We start from the raw sequence: 17,187 nt of genomic DNA, 5'->3' as shown, positions 1-17,187 counted from the left end.
AGCCGGCTCAGGAGTCGGGCGCACCCCCGCGGAAGACGAATCCGAACACCCCGGGTGCGAGGAGGCCGAAGCCGATCAGTGTCAGCCACAGTCCTTGTACGATTCCGAGGCCGATCAGCGCCGTTCCCGCCGCCGCGACCACGGGGGCGTAGCTGCGCGCGGGGAAGAGGAAACGGCGGTCGCCGCGTTCGGCCACTTCCGCGTTCTCGTCGTCCTCGGGCCGTTCGCCGTCCCGACCGAACTGCCTCCACAGGAAGGCTGCGACGAGGCCGGACATCAGCAGCGAGACCATGAGTGCGGCGATGCCCGCCGGGTCGTCGGACAGCGCCGCGTAGACGCCCCCGGTCAGCGCGAAGAACACCGCGACGCCGGTGAAGAGCCAGGCTTCCGCCCTCACCGCGGTCTCACCTCCGGGTGGTGCAGATCGAAAGCCGGCGAGTCGGAGCGGATTCTGGGCAGCGCGTGGAAGTTGTGCCGTGGCGGCGGGCAGCCGGTGGCCCATTCCAGGGACCGGCCCCATCCCCACGGGTCGTCCGATGTGACCCGTACGCCGTGACGGCCGGTGTGCCAGACGTTGTAGAGGAACGGAAGCGTCGAAAGGCCCAGCAGGAACGCCCCGAGCGTGGAAAGCGTGTTCAGGGCGGTGAATCCGTCCGCGGCCAGGTAGTCGGCGTAGCGCCGGGGCATGCCCTGCTCGCCCAGCCAGTGCTGGACCAGGAAGGTGAGCTGGAAGCCCACGAAAAGGGTCCAAAAATGAATCTTGCCCAGTCGTTCGTCGAGCATCCGGCCGGTGAACTTGGGCCACCAGAAGTAGAACCCGGCGAACGTGGCGAAAACGATCGTGCCGAACAGTACGTAGTGGAGGTGGGCCACCACGAAGTAGCTGTCGGTCAGGTGGAAGTCCATCGGCGGGGACGCGACGAGCACCCCGGTCAGTCCGCCCAGCAGAAATGTGACGAGGAATCCCAAGCACCACAGTATCGGCGTCTCGAACGACAGCGAACCGTTCCACATGGTCCCGATCCAGTTGAAGAACTTCACGCCGGTCGGCACGGCGATCAGGAACGAGAGGAGGGAGAAGAACGGCAGCAGCACCGCACCGGTGGCGAACATGTGGTGTGCCCACACCGTCGCCGACAGGCCCGTGATCGCCATCGTGGCGCCCACCAGCGCGACGTACCCGAAGATCGGCTTCCTGCTGAACACCGGCAGGATCTCGCTGACCACGCCGAAGAACGGCAGCGCGACGATGTAGACCTCGGGGTGGCCGAAGAACCAGAAGAGGTTCTGCCACAGCAGCGCCCCGCCGTACGCCGCGTCGAAGACGTGCGCACCGAGCTTCCGGTCCGCCTCCAGGGCGAGGAGGGCCGCGGCGAGCACGGGAAAGGCCAGCAGCGCCAGGATGGAGGTGAACAGCACGTTCCAGGTGAAGATCGGCATCCGGAAGAGGGTCATGCCGGGTGCGCGCAGGCACACGATCGTGGTGATGAAGTTGACCGACCCCAGGATGGTGCTGAGGCCCGAGACGGCAAGGCCCATGATCCACAGATCCGCGCCGATGCCCGGGGAGTAGGCGGCTCCGTTGAGGGGCGCGTACGCGAACCATCCGAACGCCGCAGATCCGTTCGCCGTCAGGAACCCGCTCACCACCATGAGCCCGCCGAACAGGTACACCCAGTACGTGAACGCGTTCAGCCGCGGGAACGCGACGTCGGGCGCGCCGATCTGGAGGGGCATCACGGCGTTGGCGAATCCGGTGAACGTGGGGGTGGCGAACAGCAACATCATGACGGTGCCGTGCACCGTGAACAACTGGTTGTACTGCTCGGACGAGACGATCTGGAGGCCGGGACGCGCCAGCTCCGCTCGCATCAGCAGCGCCAGCACTCCCGCGAACAGGAAGAAGCCGAAAGCCGTGATCAGGTACATGTATCCGATCACCTTGTGGTCGGTGGTCGACAGCAGCTGCTGCACGCGGGCCCCGACGGCGGCTCTGCGGTGCGCCTCGGCCGCCTCCACTGCCTCCGCTGCCTTCGCTGCTTCCGGAGGCGCTGCATTCTCCTCGACCGACACCATGGGCCTCCTCGCAGGACGCGCGTCGGCCGCCCGTCGTCAGCCGCTCACCAACCCTGGCAGCCGCTGGGCCCACCCGGCGGTAGGCGGACGGCGAGCCGTGCCATTGTTAGCCGAGTGCCGGACAAGGGCGGCCCGGGCCGAGACGCTGCTCTTGCTCGTGCGTCCGACGACCTCCTCGGTTCGGTGGGCAACAGCGGTGCTCAAGGCGGCGCATGGGGTCGGCGGCCCGGCCCACGCAGTCGTTTCGGCCGGGTCCGGGGTACTCAGCCGACGCGCGGACGACCACGTCCCTGCCCGTGGGGAGGCCGATGCCGTCCCTGGTCGACCGCCATTGCCTTCCTGCCGACTTCCCGCATCCACCATGGGGTCTCCGCCGGCGATGTCAGCTGCTCGACCGTTACCGGATTTCCCGTCATCACCACGGTGCCCGGGCCTCGGGGATTGACCCCGGGCACTCCGGGTACGCGCTCCTCGGCGAATTGTTTTTTGCGACGCCTTCGCCGTTTCCCGCAGTCAGGGCGCAATCACTCACCGACACACTCCCGCTGGAGGCGGTCTCATGATCCACGTCACGATTCCGCTGATCCCGGGAAAGGACGGCGTTCCGCTGATTCCCGCCGACCAGGTCACCGCCCTGCTGCGTACCATCGCCGTCGACTGGATGCAGGCGGCGGACGCCGGCGACCCGGCGGTGGACCGTCAGACCGTCGACGGTCTGGCAGGCGTGCTGGACGAGCTCGCCGACAGCATCGACGTGGAGTGCATCGCCTTCGCGTCGGCCCCGGAGGGCTGGGCGCTCGACGGGGAGTGACGCGGAGTATGTCGCCTGGGGCGCCGACCGCGGGTGGATCGCTGTGGACTGCGGGTGGACCGCCGTGCGGCCGCGCGTCGGTCCGCGGTCAGCGTCTCCGGCCAGCGGCCCCGCTGCCGGAGCGATCGTCATCAGGCGCGGTTGCGGCGCACAAGGGAGGCGTTCAGGGCCGTGGCAAAGCCGCACCAGGCCGCGTACGGCACCAGTGCCGCTGCGGCCGCCCGGTCCACGCGGGCGGCGCGCCGGAGCAGCTCGGCGTTGCTGAGGTCCAGTGCGAGGGTGCCGGCCAGGCCCGCGGCGGGGTTGCGGGCTTTGAAGAACAACCAGTTCCAGCCGGCGTTCAGGGCCAGGTTGGCGGCCACGCTGCCTGCCAGGGCGGCGCGACGGTCGGACGGCGCCGCGTTCCAGGCGCGGCCGACCGCCCAGGCGATCCCTGCGTACAGCGGGGTCCAGACCGCACCGAAGGCCCAGCCCGGCGGCTGCCAGGTCGGTTTGCGCAGCTGGCGGTACCAGGAACTGTCCGGGTCGACGGCGACGGAGCCGGCCGCGGCGGCCGCGGCCACCGCGAGGGCGGAGACGGCGTAGGACCGCCGACCGACGCCCACCGGGTGCGCTTCGCTGAAGATCCGCATGCCGGGCTTCTGCCCGGACCCGCCGCTTCCACACCGGGCGGCGAGGGCGGTTCGGCGGTCGGGCGCGACACTCCGGGCCAAGGGCCAATTGTTCGGCGGGCCCCGGAGCCCCGCCGACAGTAGCGTGACTCCATGCGTACATGGACGGGCAAACCGTATCCGCTGGGAGCGACGTACGACGGCTCCGGCACCAATTTCGCACTGTTTTCCGAGGTCGCCGAGGGCGTGGACCTCGTTCTGCTCGACGATGCCGGGCGCGAGACGCGCGTCCCGATGACCGAGATCGACCGGTCGGCATGGCACGTCTACCTCCCGGACGTGGGCCCCGGCCAGCGGTACGGGTACCGGGTCAGCGGCCCGTTCGACCCGGCTGCCGGACACCGCTGCAATGCGGCCAAGCTCCTGCTGGACCCGTACGCGACCGCCATCGACGGGCAGCTCGACCACCACGAATCGCTCTACGGCCACCACTTCGCGGACGGTGCGGAGCCCAACACCCTGGACAGCGCGGGCCACACCATGGTGTCGGTGGTCACCGACCGGAGCTTCGACTGGGGCGACGACCGGCCGCCCGGCTACGCGTACGCCGAGAGCGTCATCTACGAGGGCCACGTACGCGGCCTCACGCGCACCCATCCCGACCTCCCCGAGGAACTGCGCGGCACGTACGCCGGCATCGCCCATCCGGCCATCCTCGACCACCTCACCGGCCTGGGGGTGACCGCGCTCGAACTGATGCCGGTGCAGCAGTTCATCCACGACGGCCACCTTGCCGAGAAGGGGCTGTCCAACTACTGGGGCTACAACACCATCGGCTTCTTCGCCCCGCACAACGGCTACGCGGCCACGGGCAGCCGCGGTGCGCAGGTCACCGAGTTCAAGCAGATGGTGAAAGCGCTGCACGCCGCGGGCATCGAGGTCATCCTCGACGTCGTGTACAACCACACCGCCGAGGGCAACGGGAAGGGGCCCGTCCTGGCGTTCAAGGGGATCGACAACGCCGCCTACTACAGGCTGGTCGAGGAGGACCGCTCCCAGTACTACGACACCACGGGCACCGGCAACAGCCTGCTGATGCGCCATCCCAACGTGCTGCAACTGATCATGGACTCCCTGCGGTACTGGGTCCTGGAGATGCACGTCGACGGCTTCCGGTTCGACCTCGCCGCCACCCTCGCACGCCAGTTCCATGAGGTCGACCGGCTCTCTGCCTTCTTCGACGTCATCCAGCAGGACCCGGTGATCAGCCGGGTCAAACTCATTGCCGAACCCTGGGACCTCGGCGAGGGCGGCTACCAGGTGGGTAACTTTCCGCCCCTGTGGTCGGAGTGGAACGGCCGCTACCGCGACGCCGTCCGGGACTACTGGCGCGGCGCCGACGGCACGCTCGGGGAGTTCGCCTCCCGCATCACCGGCTCAGCCGACTTGTACGAACACGATCGCCGCCGTCCGCTCGCCAGCGTCAACTTCGTCACCGCCCACGACGGGTTCACCCTGCGCGACCTGGTCTCGTACGACAGGAAGCACAACGAGGAGAACGGAGAGGACGGCCGGGACGGCGAGGACCACAACCGGTCCTGGAACTGCGGAGCGGAGGGCGAGACGGACGACCCCGGCATCTCGGCCTTGCGGGAACGGCAGCAGCGCAACCTGATGGCCACGCTGATCCTTTCCCAGGGCATCCCGATGATCAGCCATGGGGACGAGCTGGGCCGTACACAGGGCGGCAACAACAACGCGTACTGCCAGGACAACCCGACCACTTGGATCGGCTGGGACCTCGACGAGAGTGCCCGGCGGCTCCTCGGCTTCACCTCCGGTCTCATCCGGCTCCGGCGCGACCATCCCGTGCTGCGGCGCCGGCGCTTCTTCTCGGGGCGTCCCGCAGGTCACTCGGGCCGGGTGCCCGCGGACGTCGAGTGGCTGCGCCCCGACGCCACGCCGATGGAAGACGACGACTGGACGTGGCCGCAGGCCGGCGCACTGGCCATGTTCCTCAACGGCGGGGCGATCACCGAGCCGGACAGCTACGGCAACCGGGTCACGGACGACTCCTTCCTGCTGATGTTCAACAACTCGGACACGGCAGTCGATTTCCGCCTCCCCGTGGACCGGTTCGCCGCGCAATGGACGCTGCTGGTCGACACCGCGAGCACGGACGCCCCGGACGAACGGGAGTTGAAGGCGGGCAGCGATCTGCGGCTGGAGTCGCACAGCATGGTGGTCCTGCGCAGCGCACGGGAGGATCCGGGGCCGGAGGCGGCCTGACCGCGCGCGCGGCCACAGGGCGGGCGAAGGGCGGCCTTGGGTCGACCACCAGCCGGCTGGTTCACGCTAGCCCGTCGGCGCGGCACGGCGGGACCGGACGGCGAGGCGGACGGCCGGGTCGCGGACGCTGCGGTGACGTGCGGACGTCAAGTAGGCAGTGACATGCGCGCACGGGGGGGGAGGCACCGCCGGGGAGGTGTTCGGACCTAAATGAGGGGCAGGCGGGCCACATGACTGATGAACGCGAAGCCCACGCGCCCGTGACACCCGAACCGGAGCTGCCCCCCAAGGTTCCCGAGAGCGAAGACGCCCGTACGCCTGATCTCCCGCCGCTGGGCCCTCCGGCGCCCGACCTGCGGGTAGCCATGGACTCGGAGGGTGAGGAGAACGAAGCACAGACCGCGAATGATCACCCTGCCCGGGAGCCCGCGCCTCAAGAGCCCACGGATTGAGCCACGGGTTGAGGGGCAGGCCCCCGGCTTCGCGGGCCTGGGCTCCGGCGTGTCGGACTGGCCCGGCTGCACGTTCTCCGTCCTTGGGTTCCGGACGGTGACGACGTCGATGCCGAGGGCGACCGGGGGCGGCCGACCAAGTCGCCGCCGGGTCCCACGTACGTGGTCACGCCGGGTGCCCCGGCGCTCCAGCCGAGCGTCGCCCCCAGATCCCGCCGACGCCGAAGGATCGAGAGCCTTCAAGTCCGGCTGCGGGGCGGGCCGGGGCCACGGCGCAGGGCGCGAAGGACGCCTCCTGACGGGCCACCGGGCAGCAGCCCCGCGCCGGCCGGCGGTGGCGCTGCTTCAGGGCCTTGTGCCGTGGGCTGCCGGAGGGTGGTGGCCGGGGCCCGTCGGCGGGCCGCCCAACGGGGTGGGTGAGAGACCGGCCGGATCCTCTCCGGCCTCCAGGAGGGTGTCCGCGGCTCCCACGATCAGGGGATCGGGGCGGGCGACCGCGTTTTCGTCCTTGCTGGTGTAGTCGATCTGCCACAGCAGGCTGCGGAGCGCCTCCAGCCGCGCGCGGCGCTTGTCGTTGCTCTTGACGACGGTCCAGGGCGCCTGGGCGGTGTCGGTGGCGCGGAACATGTCGACCTTGGCGGTGGTGTAGGCGTCCCACAGGTCCAGCGACGCCAGGTCGGTGGGTGAGAGTTTCCACTGCCGCACAGGGTCGACCTGGCGGATCGCGAAGCGGGTGCGCTGCTCGGCGCGGGACACCGAGAACCAGAACTTGATCAGCAGCAGGCCGTCCTCGACGAGCATGGCCTCGAAGGTGGGGCACTGGCGCAGGAACCGGCGGCACTCCTCTTCGGTGCAAAAGCCCATGACCTTCTCCACGCCGGCGCGGTTGTACCAGGAGCGGTCGAAGAAGACGATCTCACCGCGGTTGGGGAGGTGCGCGATGTAGCGCTGGAAGTACCACTGGCCCGCTTCGCGCTGGTCCGGTTTGTCGAGCGCCACTATGCGGGCTCCGCGAGGGTTGAGACGCTCGGTGAAACGCTGGATCGTGCCGCCCTTGCCCGCTGCATCGCGGCCTTCGCATATCACCACCACGCGCGCTCCGGTGTCCTTGACCCAGCGCTGCAGCTTGAGCAGCTCGATCTGCAGGATGCGCTTGGCACGCTCGTACTCGGCTCGCCGGATCTTACGGTCGTAGGGGTAGTTCTCCCGCCAGGTCTGTATCGGCTCGCCGGCCCCGTCGAGCAGCACCGGCTGCTCCGGCCGACTCGCATCCACGCTCAATCCGGCCAGCAGCGCTTCTCCCGGGTCCAGGCCGCGCCCGTGCTCGCTCACACCCCGCTTATACCCCAGCCTCACCAGTCACTCACCCCAGGGTGGAGGTTGCGCAGGAGGTGGCCCGCCGCAACCCCGCCTCCACTTCGCGCTGACCCGCCTCTGCCGGGCGCTCGCCCCGAGGGCGCTCCGCCCCGGCCCAACCGGGCCCCCTGAGAATGCCGGTCCGCCCCGTGTGGACGGCTCCCTGGCGGGTACACGCGGGTGCATGACTTTCCTACTGCTGTTCCTGCTGCCTCTCGGGCTGGCCCTCGTGCTGCTGACGACCAGCGAACCGCACAAGCACGGCCGGCACCGCCACACCCGCTGACTGCCCGTCCCGGCCGCCGGACCGGTTCGTCCGGCTGCGCAGCAGTGTGCGCCGGCGGCGCGCCGGAGCGGGCCAGAAGCGGCCACCGGTTCCACCGAAGACCGCGCCGGGCTCCCGGCGCCGTGACCGTCGAGTGTCGACCGTCGAGCGTCCATCCTGGCCATGCATTCCCCTTGACCAGGGATGTTTGCAGGCGGCCGGACAGGACAGGGGCTTGGTATGGAGCACACATCGGCACCCGCCAACAGGGACACGCGCAATGAGAGCCGTCCACCGGGCGCCGAGGCGGGCCCCGATCCGGCCCCCGGCCCCGGCCCCGAGGTGGAGCGCAACGAGCCTGAGGGGCCCACCGAACTCTCCAAGAAGTCCTGGTCGGCGGTGCTGAAGAGAACGCTGAAGGAGTTCAAGGACGACGAGCTGGCCGACAGGGCCGCCGCGCTGACGTACTACAGCGTGCTGTCCCTCTTCCCCGCCCTCCTCGTACTGGTGTCCCTGCTCGGAGTCGCCGGAGCGTCCGCCACCCAATCCGTCCTGGACAATCTCCAGCGGCTGACCCCGGGCGCGGCGCGGGACATCGTCTCCGGCGCGGTCCGCCAGCTCCAGGGCGGTCCGGGGACCGGGTCCGTCCTGGCGGTGGTCGGCCTGATCGCCGCGGTGTGGTCCGCCTCCGGGTACGTCGCCGCGTTCATCCGCTGCTCCAACGCCGTCTACGACATCCCGGAAGGGCGGCCCGTGTGGAAGGTTCTGCCCCTGCGGCTGGCCCTCACGGTGGGGCTGATGGTCATGGCGACGGCGAGCGCCCTGATCGTGGTGTTCACGGGCAGTCTCGCCCGCCGCGCGGGGGACGCCCTCGGGCTTGGCGAGACGGCGGTCACGGTGTGGTCGATCGCGAAATGGCCCGTACTGGTGGTCCTCGTAACCATCATGATCGCCGTGCTGTACTGGGCGGCCCCGAACGCCAAGGGGCGCGGCTTCCGATGGGTCACACCGGGCAGTTTCCTCGCGCTGGTGATCTGGCTGGTCGCCTCCGCCGGCTTCGCCCTCTACGTGGCGAACTTCGGCTCGTACAACAAGACGTACGGCACCCTGGCGGGCGTCATCGTCTTCCTGATCTGGCTGTGGATCACCAACCTCGCCATTCTCCTAGGCTTGGAATTCGACGCCGAGATGAGCCGCGAACGCGCCATCGCCGGCGGACTGCCCGCGCAGGACGAGCCGTACGTGGAGCCGCGGGACACCCGCGAGTGGAGCGAAGAGGCCGAGCGGCGCGCCCGTTGACCCGCACCCGCCGGTGGAATCCATCCAGACCGGCGACCGGGGAGCGCTGAGCCCTTGAGGTTCCGGATGGGCCGAACCAGCAGTCCGTGCGCTCCCGGCCCTGCCCCGAAGGAACCCGCCACCCGCTCCCGTGGTGGAGCACCTGGCAGCGGACATGACGGTCTACTTCTACGCCATCCTGTTCGCCCGCTATCCGAAGGTCCGCCCGATGTTCTCGCCCGGATGGACGCCCAACGCGGCCGTCTGTTGCGCGCGCTGCTGAGGATCGTGGACTTGGTGACGATCCCGAGGGCTTGGTGCGGTTCCTCGATCTCGGGCCGCTCGGCAGGCTTCCGGAGAGGTTTAGCGACAGTGAATGCGGCCAGACGCGGGACATGACCGCATCCGAGAATTCCACCAACTCCACGGCATCGTCCAGCGGTTCCCGCTCGGACGGGACCACGACAAGGCAGCGCGCCACCCAGACCGCGGAGGCCGGCGCGAAGACCACCACCGACACCAAGGGCGGGGCGACGGGCACGCTGACGGTGCTACCCGCCCCTCTCGCGGAGAAGACCCGTGTCGTGGCCCAGGCCCTGCGGGGCACCGTCGACCGCGCCGGTCAGCTGTGGAGCGCCGTACGTGCACGCAAGGCCGTCACCGCCGGCGCCGCAACGGGGACGGCCACTCTCGTGGCCGCGTCGTACGCGGTCGGCCGACGGGCGGGCCTTCGCCGGCGCGGCCCCCTCTCACGGCTGACGGGCGGCCGTCTCTGACCGGACCCCGACACCGCGCCGGCCCCGGAATACGAAGCGCTGAACGCGCTCGCCGTTCCGGGGCCGAGCGGCGGGCCTGGCACGCGCAGACCCGCCGCCACCCCGCGCACAGCCCCCGCCCGAGTGAGCCGTATTTACGGATACGGCCCTCACGTGCCCTCACCCCGTAGCCGCCAACCGCCCCTGCATCCCAGTCATGGCCTCCCCCACGCTGCTGCCGGAGCCCCGCGCGTCTCCCCACCCAGATGGTCAACACCGACGATCGCGGGCAGGGTTCCGTTGCGGCGCTGCGTAGGGGCGTTTGCGATCGGCGGCCACATGCTCGGGTGAGGGCCGGGGACACATACTCCTCCGCCACCGCCTGGACGGCCTCACCCGTGGAACAGGTCCGGCAGACGGGTCCGGCTGCGGGCCGGGAGCTCGCCATGCGTGGAGTACCGGGGGAAGCGCGTACGTGCCGGCCCTGCCGATACCCCAGGTCACGGACGGGACTTGGCTCTCGGCCGGACCGGGGTCAGGTCAGGTGTGGAGGCGGTTGTTGGCGCCGTCGTGGTCGGCGCTCTCGTCGTTGAACCAGTAGTCGCCGGCCGCCAGGTAGCGGAACGACTGCGTCGTGTCGCCCGGCAGCGCAACCGTGACCGCCCGCTTGCCGTCCTTACGCGGCTGGAGCGTGTGGACGCCGGGCCGCCAGTCGTTGAAGTCCCCCACCACGCTCACCGGCCCCGGCGGATCCTCCCGCGGGAGGACGAACGTGACCTCGGTACCGTCCTTGCGCGACCTGCGCTCCAGCATGAGTGGCTCCATTCGATGAGGCACAACGGGAATCCCCATCCTCAGGCGGGCCGATCCCGGGCGCGTCCCCGCGCAGCCGCAAGTGTGTGCTTGTCACCCGCCTGGCGCACCCCTGCCCGTGCCCGGCGCGCAGCGCGGGGCACGGCATGTCAGGGTGGCACGGCGATGAGAGGTCCACATGCGCGGGCCCCGGCCGGTCGAAGCCACCCCGGCCGGGTCCCGCCACGGACACCCCAGCCACCCTGCCCGGCGCTCTGCAGTGCGGCCGGTGGGCACGCACTCGCCGGGCGAGGCTGGTACGGAGCCGGCAGGACTGCATCAAGCCGCCGGTCCCGCTTCGGGCGCCGTGCTCCGTGGGGCGGGGTCCCGGTCGCGACAGCTCCCGAGCCACCGGCCCGAGCTGGCACCGGGCAGGACATCCAGGCGCGCGGAATCGCTGAAGAGCCGATGGGTGGCCGGCCTGAATCGGTTCAGACCCCGGGCTCGTGGACGACGCCGGAGACGTGCGGAAGTCCCTGGGCCGCATGGGCCGTCCCCGGCCTGCACAGCGCCAGGACCGCAGGGGTGAGCGTGTCGTCGAACGCCGCTACCTGCGCCTGGTCCGCCCAGACAGTGGTTCTCCGGCGGCGGGATGGCGACCTGCATTCTGCTGCGGCCATGGCTCCATGGCACTCCGTGTAGTCGGCCGAGGCAGCGGGATCAGTGATCGCTGAGCAGGTCCAGCAGTTCACGCACGGGCAGGTGTGCCTCTGCCGGATGGGGGACTGTGCCGTCGACGTGCAGTCTGTAGCGTGTTCGTCGTCCGTCGCGCTCGCGGCTGAGGTAGCCGGCTTCTTCGAGGTCGGTGACGATGCTCTGAGCCGTGCGCTCGGTGATGTGACAGGCCGCAGCGATGTCGCGAAAGCGAAGGTCAGCGTCGCGGGCGATGGCCAGCAGCACGCGCGCGTGGTTGGTGAGAAAACCCCAGCCTCTGGCCTGCCGGTCCACGACGTCTCCTCCGTCTCGTACTGCTCTGACGCGCATGCCCGCTGGAATTCTCCGGAAACAGCTCTCTCCTCAGAGGGGTCTGCGTCCCCACGGCTCGGGCCATGGCCCCCGTCGTTCCCGACAGGTGTGCAGGTACCGGCCAGGTCAGTACAAACGAACTGCCGGCCGACGCCCCCCAGATCGTCATCGCAGATGCGAACGCGGGGCTGGCCGAGTACGGCGCGGCCCGGACACGGCAGCCTCGGCGAGGGCGCCCTACCGTCTGATTTGCCGTGGGTGGAACCTGGGCCACCGCCGCCTCTCCGACAGGCCCCGCGCCTGTGGACCCTCAGAAACCTGAGACCTCTGCTGCGCCGCTGGGGGTGCGACCCCCAGCCGTGGCGAGCGCCGAGAGGCCCTGCGCGCGCCGCGCGCGTTCAGTGATCAGGCGGCGGAAACCGGCCAGGGCGTAGCGTTCGTCCGCGCGTGCCGCGGGGCCGGGGATGCGGGCCATGTCGGCCATGAGTTGCCGGGGCTGTGCTTGCCAGCCCACGATCAGCACCCGCAGGCCCAGGCATTCGGCGCGTCGGTGGAGGTCCAGGACGTGGAGGACGCCGTCCGGGTCCATGGTGGATACGGCGTGCACGTCGACCATGAGAATCCGCTCGCCTGCGGCAACGTGGTCCAGTGTCCGCTGCAGGACGGTCCCGGAGGCGCCGTCGAGCTGTCCACTGACACTGACGAGGACCGAGGTGCCGCAGTGTTGGACGTCCAGGGTGATCATTACGGTCTCCTCCCGTCACCGCCACCTCACAGGCGGCCCACCATTTTGTCGTGGCACCCCCAGGTCGGCGCAGAGACGCGCCAGCAGCGTTGCCGACCCAGGCTTGGATTCAGGTCCGGGCGAAGCTCGGGCCAGCCGGCTGCGGCGGCCGGTGGGCTGCGAGGGCGTGGCGAGGAAGGAACGAGGACGCGGCGGGGCCGGGGCTTGTCCGCGCCGCTGTCCCGAGCCGCGCCGTTCAGGCGGGGACGACGCCCGAGACCATAGGGACCACGAGGCGTGTGGACCGGACCTGCTCTTCGCAGTGTCGCCGCGCGGCGTTGTGACGGTCCTGTGCGGGGTGCCGCACCCCGAGCCACTGCCGACCGGGCCGATGGGCCACTGGGTTCCGTGTTGGGTGGGCAGCGGCCGGCCCGCAGGCATCGACACCGGTATCGGCTGCACTCGGCGCGCGGTGCCGAGTTCTGGGACGCGCGATGACGCGGGATTCCCGGCATCTAGCCGCCCTCCGGCGCCCTTTCACAGCCGCGGTAGCGCGGCGAAGCGGGGAGAAGCCCAGGGCATGGGGAAGCGGCGCGGAGCCCGCCTGCCCTTCGACGGCTCCGCCCGCGCCGCAGCGGGGAAAGCGGGCTGACCGCCGTATCGGCGGTTCCGACCCCGCTTTGGGCCCCGCAGGCACCCGACCGGGCATAGTGAGGGGATGGCCACTGAGGGTGATGAAGTACGCGGCGATGGCACCTCCCCCAGCCCCACTGCGGTCGGCGAGGGCTCGGGGGAAGAAGAAGCCCAAGTCATCGTGGTGGGGGCGGGGCCCGCCGGATCCGCCGCCGCCGCGCATCTGGCGCGGGCAGGGGTGGACGTTCTGCTCCTGGAGAAGAGCGGCTTCCCCCGGGAGAAGGTGTGCGGGGACGGGCTGACACCGCGAGGAGTGGCTCAATTGGTGCGGCTCGGTGTCGACATCGACGCACCGGGCTGGATGCGCAACCGCGGAATGCGGTGGGTGTGCCAGGGCAACCAGGCAGAACTCGACTGGCCACGGCTGGGCAGCCTTCCTGACTTCGGGCTCACTCGAACCCGGCACGACTTCGATGATCTACTCGCCGCGCACGCCAGCACCGCCGGGGCGCGTCTACGCACGCATGTGAAGGTGACGGGCCCCCTGGTCACCCGCGCGGGATACATCACGGGGGTGACTGCTACGCGCGGGCCGGACGGGCAACGGGTTCGCTACCGGGCACCGCTGGTCGTTGCGGCCGACGGCGCCTCCGCGCGGACCGCAACGGCCCTCGAACTCGCACGGGATGCAAGCCGGCCGGTCGCGGCGGCGGCGCGGCGCTACTACCGCAGCGAGGCACGCACCAATGATCCGTACCTGGAGCTGTGGGCCGATCTTCGATGTCCGCGCACCGGGCTCGACCTACCCGGGTATGGCTGGGTCTTCCCGCTCGGGGACGGGCGTGTCAACGTCGGCCTCGGCGCCCTGCCCCGGCGGCGGCACCGGGCGGTGGACCTGCGGACGGCGCTGGAGCACTGGCTGCCGCGACTGCCACCAGAGTGGGGAATCCGGGAAGAGAACGCCGACTCGCCCCTGCGCAGCGCACCGCTGCCGATGGGGTTGAACAGACATCCCCAGTACCGTCGGGGCCTGCTCCTCGTCGGAGACAGCGCAGGAATGGTCAGTCCGTGGAGCGGCGAAGGCATTGCTCAGGCGATGGAGGCCGCGGAGGTCGCCGCAGAGACCATCGCCTTGGCCTTGGCCCGCCCGGCGGGACCGCGGCGGGAGGACGCGCTGCAGCAGTATCCGGTCGAGATCCGCCGACGGTGGGGGCGGTACTACCGCTTGGGCAACCTCGCCAGCGGCCTCGTCTTCGCCCGTCACGGATTTCGGCCGCTCCTCCACCCCCGCGTCATGGCCTCGCCTACGCTGCTGCGCGCCTTGGCCCGCCTGCTCACCAACGTCACCAACGACCCCTCAGAGGACAGCATCGACGCCGTGCTGCACGCACTGCTGCGCCTCGTGCCGTCCCCACGGCATTGAGACCACGGCGGTTATCACATAAATCGTTTGGGAGCGACCAACAGGGAAATATGAATAGAACAAGACATCAAGGGGGCCGATATGGGCGCCGGCGAGAAAGCGAAGGCTGAGGTCGAACGAGTTGTGGGACGGGCGGTGAAGAAGGCAGCCCATGCCATGGGCAAGGAGACCCTCGCCGCCAAGGGCGCCGCTCTGCAGGCGCGGGGCAACGCCCGGCGCGTCAAGGAGAAGGGCAAGGACACCTTCAGATGAGTTCGCCGGCATCGTTGGAGTTGGACGGCCGACGATCGAGCACCCGCCCTCGCTCAGGCGAGACAGGAAGGAATCATGGGAATACTTGCCTGGATTCTGATCGGTCTGTTCGCGGGCATCATCGCCAAATTGCTGATGCCCGGAAAGGACCCCGGTGGCATCATCGTCACCACATTGATCGGCATCGCGGGCGGCCTGCTCGGCGGGTGGCTCGGTAAGGTGATTTTCGGAGTCGACTCCATCGACGGCTTCTTCGAGATCTCGACATGGATCGCCGCCATCGTCGGCTCCATCATCCTCCTCGGGGTTTTCCGACTGTTCAGTCGCGCAACGCGGTAGCAGGGAACGGAAACCGCGAAGCCGTTTCCTCGGACAGTCCGTAACCGATGCAGGACGCGCGTCACCTTTCGGCGCAACCCCCGTCGAGCGGCCCACACCGTCAGCCGCACACCCCACACCGACAGTCTGAAGAGGACCCGCCCGACAGGTGGCCGCGTCCAGCGAACAACCGCGCGACGCCGTCTCCATTTGTGTCCGCGCCTCCGGAGGTCGAACTTCACGGTTGCCTCCCGGGGGCTGCGGGCCGACGTTCTCATTTCGCCGGCAAGGCCATTTCCGGATCAACGGAGAAACGCGCTCCCTGATCCATGTGTGCCCCCTACCCGTTTTAAATGTCGACACGCTGCCGGTTGTCGAAGCCGTGGAACCAACCGTCGCGCGGCAGGGGAACGCGACCGGGCTATACGGTGCGGGTGACGGTGACCATCACGGTGACGTCCGCCGCCGTACCGTGCTGGTCCAGGTAGGTGGCGACGGTCGTCCGCACGGCTTCGCGAACCCGTCGCGCGACGTCGACTACGCGGTGTTGACCGTCCAGGACGCATCGCACCTCAAGGTGCCAATCGCCGTCCGGGGTGAGTTCGCAGCGAACCCCGGACACCTCGTCGCGGTGCCCGGTGGCACCTGCGGCCACCACCTCGTACACGCGCGAGGCAGCGCGGGCCAGCCGGTCGGCAAGCGCGGGCTGGAGTGCCACCACGCCCGGAATGTCGAGGGCGGCCCGGGCTGCCGCCCTGTGAACGTTCTCGCGCTTGGATGCGGTCATCGTTCCCCCGATCCGGACCGCTCGTGAAGCGGCACGCGGAACGGTTCCAGCACACCGCTGACTTCGACGTCGACGGTCGTGACCACCAGGCCGAGAACGTGCTCAGCGGCGTGGAGGACGGCTCGGCGCACGGCCTCGGCTCGCCCTCGCAGCGGCTGGTCGAGCGTGGCGGCCACCGTGATGGCGACGACGTGGACGGCGCTGCCGCCCCTCGCGGCGGCCATGCGGCAGCTGGCGGCGCGGACACCGGGTACGGTGTCGGCGGCCCGGCGCAGCACTTTCGCAGCGGCGCTCTCGGCGATGCGCAGGTCATGATCAGGGTCGTCGAGAAGCAACATCGCCCCCAGTCGTACCTCGCTGCGGACCGCGGCGATGACCCGGGCGGCGAGACCGTGGCTGTCGGGTTGTTCCTCGGCGCGTAGAGCTCGGGTTGCCTGATCCAGGGCAGCCAGACCTTCCATGGCCTCGCGGCAGTGGGGACATCGGCTGCGGTGCGGGTCCGGAGCGCCGACCGCATCGCGGGCCTGCTGCCAGGCTTGGCCGAGGGGGCGTCCGCAAGGCAGGAGCTCCATACCCGCCAGCAGCTCGGCTTCGGTACCCGGAGAAGTTTCGGCCCGTGCGGCGCTCACACCTGCCGCCTCGTCACCGGGCGTCGGGCGCGGGTCATCTAGCTCCATGGGCGCATCGCCTCCGTCAGAGCGCGTCGTGCGCGAAAGAGCCTGCCGCGCACTGTTTGTTCACTGCTGCCCACCACGTGGGCGATCTCCTCGTAGTGCAGGCCGTGCAATTCCCGCAGCACCCAACACACCCGGAGCTCGGGGCTCAGTTCCAGCAGCGCTGCCGTCAGGGCGGCCGTCGCTGCGTCGATCTCAGCCACGCGGGGCGGTGAGCTGTCCGCATCCGCGGCAGCGGGTTCGGGCACGGTGTCCAAGGGCAGCGGGTAGGGCCGGTGTCGCAGGGTGTTGAGGCACCGGTTCGTCACGATGCGATACATCCAGGTACCGAACGAAGCCCTGTGCCGAAACTCCGGCAGTCGCCTCCAAGCGCTGAGGAAGGCCTCCTGCACCGCGTCCTCGGCGTCCGTGCGGCTGCCGAGCAGGTGCTGGGAGAGGGCGAGCAGGCGGCTGCTGTGCCGGCGGACCAGGACGGCGAACGCGTCTTCATCCCCCTCCGAGGCTCGTACGGTCAGCACGCTGTCGTCCAGAGCACCGGCGTCCTCGCGCTCCAGGGTGATGCCGGCGCTCGGAGGCGAGGCCCGCTGCAGGGGGCCGTCCACGCCGTGCTGGGCCGACGGGTCGATCCGGTTGCGCATCCGCCGCTCGCTTCCTGCCGAAGGCGC

General features: G+C 70.1%; 17 protein-coding genes. 7 read left to right on the top strand and 10 right to left on the bottom strand.

Annotated features, from left to right (window positions below; translation table 11 throughout):
• Positions 1 to 7: 7 nt before the first annotated feature.
• Entirely contained in the window at positions 8 to 397 is a 390-nt protein-coding gene (locus ACIBAD_RS30440) for a cytochrome c oxidase subunit 4 (RefSeq protein ID WP_134067151.1), read from the bottom strand.
• Positions 394 to 2,076: a cytochrome c oxidase subunit I gene (ctaD, locus tag ACIBAD_RS30435; protein ID WP_134067153.1), complete on the bottom strand. Its 1,683-nt coding sequence runs from the start codon at positions 2,074 to 2,076 to the stop codon at positions 394 to 396. Before ctaD ends, ACIBAD_RS30440 begins: the two co-directional genes overlap by 4 nt.
• 559 nt (positions 2,077 to 2,635) lie before the next feature.
• Between ctaD and ACIBAD_RS30430 the strand changes: the two genes are divergently transcribed.
• Positions 2,636 to 2,887 carry a DUF6213 family protein gene (locus tag ACIBAD_RS30430; protein ID WP_134067155.1) on the top strand — a complete coding sequence of 84 codons (252 nt, stop codon included), beginning with the start codon at positions 2,636 to 2,638 and terminating at the stop codon, positions 2,885 to 2,887.
• A 131-nt stretch (positions 2,888 to 3,018) separates the two neighbouring features.
• Here ACIBAD_RS30430 and ACIBAD_RS30425 read toward each other — a convergent pair whose 3' ends face one another.
• Positions 3,019 to 3,519, bottom strand: a complete 501-nt coding sequence (locus ACIBAD_RS30425) for a TspO/MBR family protein (RefSeq protein WP_398909831.1) — start codon at positions 3,517 to 3,519, stop codon at positions 3,019 to 3,021.
• A 132-nt stretch (positions 3,520 to 3,651) separates the two neighbouring features.
• Between ACIBAD_RS30425 and glgX the strand changes: the two genes are divergently transcribed.
• Entirely contained in the window at positions 3,652 to 5,787 is a 2,136-nt protein-coding gene (gene glgX, locus ACIBAD_RS30420; RefSeq protein WP_398909829.1) for a glycogen debranching protein GlgX, read from the top strand.
• A 797-nt stretch (positions 5,788 to 6,584) separates the two neighbouring features.
• On the opposite strand, the gene ppk2 is transcribed toward glgX, so the two are convergent.
• On the bottom strand, positions 6,585 to 7,571 hold the full coding sequence (gene ppk2, locus ACIBAD_RS30415; protein WP_398909827.1) for a polyphosphate kinase 2: 987 nt from the start codon (positions 7,569 to 7,571) through the stop codon (positions 6,585 to 6,587).
• Positions 7,572 to 8,100: 529 nt separating this feature from the next.
• On the opposite strand from ppk2, the gene ACIBAD_RS30410 reads away from it, so the two are divergent.
• From ACIBAD_RS30410 to ACIBAD_RS30400, 3 genes are all read left to right on the top strand, one after another.
• The gene (locus ACIBAD_RS30410; protein WP_134067163.1) at positions 8,101 to 9,159 is read left to right on the top strand and encodes a YihY/virulence factor BrkB family protein; all 1,059 of its coding nucleotides are present in this window, start codon (positions 8,101 to 8,103) and stop codon (positions 9,157 to 9,159) included.
• A 133-nt stretch (positions 9,160 to 9,292) separates the two neighbouring features.
• Positions 9,293 to 9,421: a hypothetical protein gene (locus ACIBAD_RS30405; protein WP_398909825.1), complete on the top strand. Its 129-nt coding sequence runs from the start codon at positions 9,293 to 9,295 to the stop codon at positions 9,419 to 9,421.
• Positions 9,422 to 9,533: 112 nt separating this feature from the next.
• Complete coding sequence (locus ACIBAD_RS30400; protein ID WP_166681884.1) at positions 9,534 to 9,914, top strand: hypothetical protein; 381 nt, start codon at positions 9,534 to 9,536, stop codon at positions 9,912 to 9,914.
• Between the two features lie 519 nt (positions 9,915 to 10,433).
• Here ACIBAD_RS30400 and ACIBAD_RS30395 read toward each other — a convergent pair.
• From ACIBAD_RS30395 to ACIBAD_RS30385, 3 genes are all read right to left on the bottom strand, one after another.
• Complete coding sequence (locus tag ACIBAD_RS30395) at positions 10,434 to 10,706, bottom strand: isoamylase early set domain-containing protein (protein ID WP_398909823.1); 273 nt, start codon at positions 10,704 to 10,706, stop codon at positions 10,434 to 10,436.
• 699 nt (positions 10,707 to 11,405) lie between these two features.
• Positions 11,406 to 11,693 (bottom strand): helix-turn-helix transcriptional regulator, encoded by a 288-nt coding sequence (locus ACIBAD_RS30390; RefSeq protein ID WP_398909821.1) that lies wholly within the window; start codon positions 11,691 to 11,693, stop codon positions 11,406 to 11,408.
• 328 nt (positions 11,694 to 12,021) lie between these two features.
• Positions 12,022 to 12,456: an STAS domain-containing protein gene (locus tag ACIBAD_RS30385; RefSeq protein ID WP_134067169.1), complete on the bottom strand. Its 435-nt coding sequence runs from the start codon at positions 12,454 to 12,456 to the stop codon at positions 12,022 to 12,024.
• Positions 12,457 to 13,153: 697 nt separating this feature from the next.
• On the opposite strand from ACIBAD_RS30385, the gene ACIBAD_RS30380 reads away from it, so the two are divergent.
• Together ACIBAD_RS30380 and ACIBAD_RS30375 are read left to right on the top strand one after the other, a co-directional pair.
• Positions 13,154 to 14,491 (top strand): geranylgeranyl reductase family protein, encoded by a 1,338-nt coding sequence (locus tag ACIBAD_RS30380; protein ID WP_398909819.1) that lies wholly within the window; start codon positions 13,154 to 13,156, stop codon positions 14,489 to 14,491.
• A gap of 327 nt (positions 14,492 to 14,818) precedes the next feature.
• Complete coding sequence (locus ACIBAD_RS30375) at positions 14,819 to 15,082, top strand: GlsB/YeaQ/YmgE family stress response membrane protein (RefSeq protein WP_134067173.1); 264 nt, start codon at positions 14,819 to 14,821, stop codon at positions 15,080 to 15,082.
• A 400-nt stretch (positions 15,083 to 15,482) separates the two neighbouring features.
• Here ACIBAD_RS30375 and ACIBAD_RS30370 read toward each other — a convergent pair whose 3' ends face one another.
• From ACIBAD_RS30370 to ACIBAD_RS30360, 3 genes are read right to left on the bottom strand one after another with little or no spacing between them, the layout of a single operon-like run.
• On the bottom strand, positions 15,483 to 15,848 hold the full coding sequence (locus ACIBAD_RS30370) for a hypothetical protein (protein ID WP_134067175.1): 366 nt from the start codon (positions 15,846 to 15,848) through the stop codon (positions 15,483 to 15,485).
• Positions 15,845 to 16,525 (bottom strand): hypothetical protein, encoded by a 681-nt coding sequence (locus ACIBAD_RS30365; RefSeq protein WP_134067177.1) that lies wholly within the window; start codon positions 16,523 to 16,525, stop codon positions 15,845 to 15,847. The genes ACIBAD_RS30370 and ACIBAD_RS30365 overlap by 4 nt, the downstream gene beginning before the upstream one ends.
• Positions 16,516 to 17,160, bottom strand: coding sequence for a sigma-70 family RNA polymerase sigma factor (locus ACIBAD_RS30360; RefSeq protein WP_134067179.1), 645 nt, complete (start codon positions 17,158 to 17,160; stop codon positions 16,516 to 16,518). The genes ACIBAD_RS30365 and ACIBAD_RS30360 overlap by 10 nt, the downstream gene beginning before the upstream one ends.
• Positions 17,161 to 17,187: the final 27 nt, after the last annotated feature.

It is taken from the genome of Streptomyces sp. NPDC051109, from assembly GCF_044455885.1.
Lineage (GTDB): Bacteria > Actinomycetota > Actinomycetes > Streptomycetales > Streptomycetaceae > Streptomyces.
This window is presented reverse-complemented; position numbering and strand designations above follow the sequence as displayed.